General features: G+C 48.1%; 4 protein-coding genes. 2 read left to right on the plus strand and 2 right to left on the minus strand.

Going from position 1 to position 1,825, the window contains the following annotated elements; all coding sequences use genetic code 11:
• Both E9954_RS32170 and E9954_RS32175 read right to left on the minus strand, forming a co-directional pair.
• Window positions 1–506: hypothetical protein (locus E9954_RS32170; protein WP_136083415.1), on the minus strand; the 506-nt coding region annotated here is incomplete at its 3' end.
• The gene (locus E9954_RS32175) at window positions 506–766 is read right to left on the minus strand and encodes a helix-turn-helix transcriptional regulator (protein WP_136083416.1); all 261 of its coding nucleotides are present in this window, start codon (window positions 764–766) and stop codon (window positions 506–508) included. The genes E9954_RS32170 and E9954_RS32175, both read right to left, overlap by 1 nt.
• Window positions 767–1,260: 494 nt before the next feature.
• On the opposite strand from E9954_RS32175, the gene E9954_RS32180 reads away from it, so the two are divergent.
• Together E9954_RS32180 and E9954_RS32185 are read left to right on the plus strand one after the other, a co-directional pair.
• Window positions 1,261–1,539, plus strand: a complete 279-nt coding sequence (locus E9954_RS32180) for a transposase (protein ID WP_168442755.1) — start codon at window positions 1,261–1,263, stop codon at window positions 1,537–1,539.
• The coding region (locus tag E9954_RS32185; RefSeq protein WP_222847399.1) for an IS3 family transposase at window positions 1,518–1,825 on the plus strand (308 nt) is incomplete at its 3' end. The genes E9954_RS32180 and E9954_RS32185, both read left to right, overlap by 22 nt.

Raw genomic sequence — 1,825 nt, forward strand, 5'->3', positions numbered from 1 at the left:
TGTTCTTCGTTTTCTTCCCATTTCCATGCGTCCTTTTGTACCATGTTGAGGACGCAGGTTCCACTTAAGCCGGTGGTCCGAAAATCGGGGTTAAGCGCAACTATGTCCATGGCCGAAGAGATTTCCACTTCATCAACCAAGTGTTCTACATAACACTTATATTCTGATTCTTGGAATGAGGCCAATTTGAAGGTTCTCTCCAAGGACCAGCTCTGAGGACAGACTGCATTCTGCCCCATTCTCTCCCCACGAGTTACTTCTTCCTCCATGAGTGGACGAGCCAGATACCCAAGTATGCGGGTTTTCAGCTCTTCATTAGTCAGGATTCCCACACCATCTAGCACGGCATAGTATCTTGCTAAAACCTCGAAACCGCCCAGGCTCTCTAAGGTTGTTTCGCAATTATTTTCACTTCCTACTTCTTCGATTTTACGCATTTTTTCTTCTCCTGTGGTTGTCTGTTTTGAGTACTGGTTCCCGGACTGTTTTTCGTTCTTTTTTCCCATTACGCCGCTCCGATTCTGTGGTCATCGATCCAGTTTTGAACCTGATCGAGATCAAAAAGAATTGAGCGAGCACCAATCCTGATATAGGGCAGTCGCCCATCAGCAACGAGTTGACGGACGAATCTGGGGGACACGTTTAACATCTTTGCAAGAGATGCTGTTTTTAAGTACTTCGGTTCTATTTTCATTTCTTGTCCTTTCGTGGTTACGCTGAACACCGCGTTCAACTGATGAAGGACAATAAGGGCTTTTATCGGCATTACAATTTCATGCTGATATACAATACCTCAACATGGTTATGCATGTTTTAAAAAACGGAATATTAACAAGATCAAAACGACCTGCTATCTATTTTTCAGTTCGGACAACCATGCTCTAAAGGCCCATTCGAAATGCGCATCTATACGCTTTAAACGATTACAATACTGCCTTGTTCTTAATTCCGATATGGACGAAGTGGACACTGTCTTTTTCCACATTCTGTTAGATTCATCGTCCAGCATTTCTATAACTTGGGCTTTGCGAAGCTTACTATCTGCCCCCTCTAGGGAACTATATACATGACTGACTACTTCTAATAGCTGGTCGTCGGAAAGTGCCCCCGGTTTTGTCGCAGCCTTTTCAGTACCCGTTACAGCGTTAACTTGAGCACACACAACTTTATAGGCTTCATGGGTGCGCTTAACCCCGATTTTCGGACCACCGGCTTAAGTGGAACCTGCGTCCTCAACATGGTACAAAAGGACGCATGGAAATGGGAAGAAAACGAAGAACATTCACGGACAAGTTCAAGGCCAAGGTGGCGATTGAGGCCATCAAGGGCGTGAAGACATTGGCGGAGCTGGCATCGGAATATCAGGTCCATCCGAACCAGATTTCGGATTGGAAGAAGCAGTTGCTTTCGAATGCGCCGGATCTTTTTGCATCGGGGAAAAAGAAGCAGGCTCAAACGGAAGAAGAGCTTACGGCTCCACTTTACGAAGAGATCGGGCGTCTGAAGATGGACGTGAAGTGGCTCGAAAAAAAGCTATGAGCCTGCCGCTTTCAACGCGCCGCAGCTGGGTGGAGCCCGGCACCGATTATTCGGTTCGGCGGCAGTGTAGGCTCGCAGGCGTCCCCAGATCGGGCTTCTACTACGACCCCGCCCCGGAAACGCCGGAGAACCTGCTTCTGATGCGTTTGATCGACGAGCAGTATCTCCGGCATCCGGAGTTCGGCTATCCACGCATGACGGACTGGTTGCGTGATCAAGACTATGATGTCAATCACAAGCGGGTCGCCCGCCTCATGCAGCTGATGGGGATTCAGGCCATCACGCC

Source organism: Pontiella desulfatans, from assembly GCF_900890425.1.
Taxonomy (GTDB): domain Bacteria; phylum Verrucomicrobiota; class Kiritimatiellia; order Kiritimatiellales; family Pontiellaceae; genus Pontiella; species Pontiella desulfatans.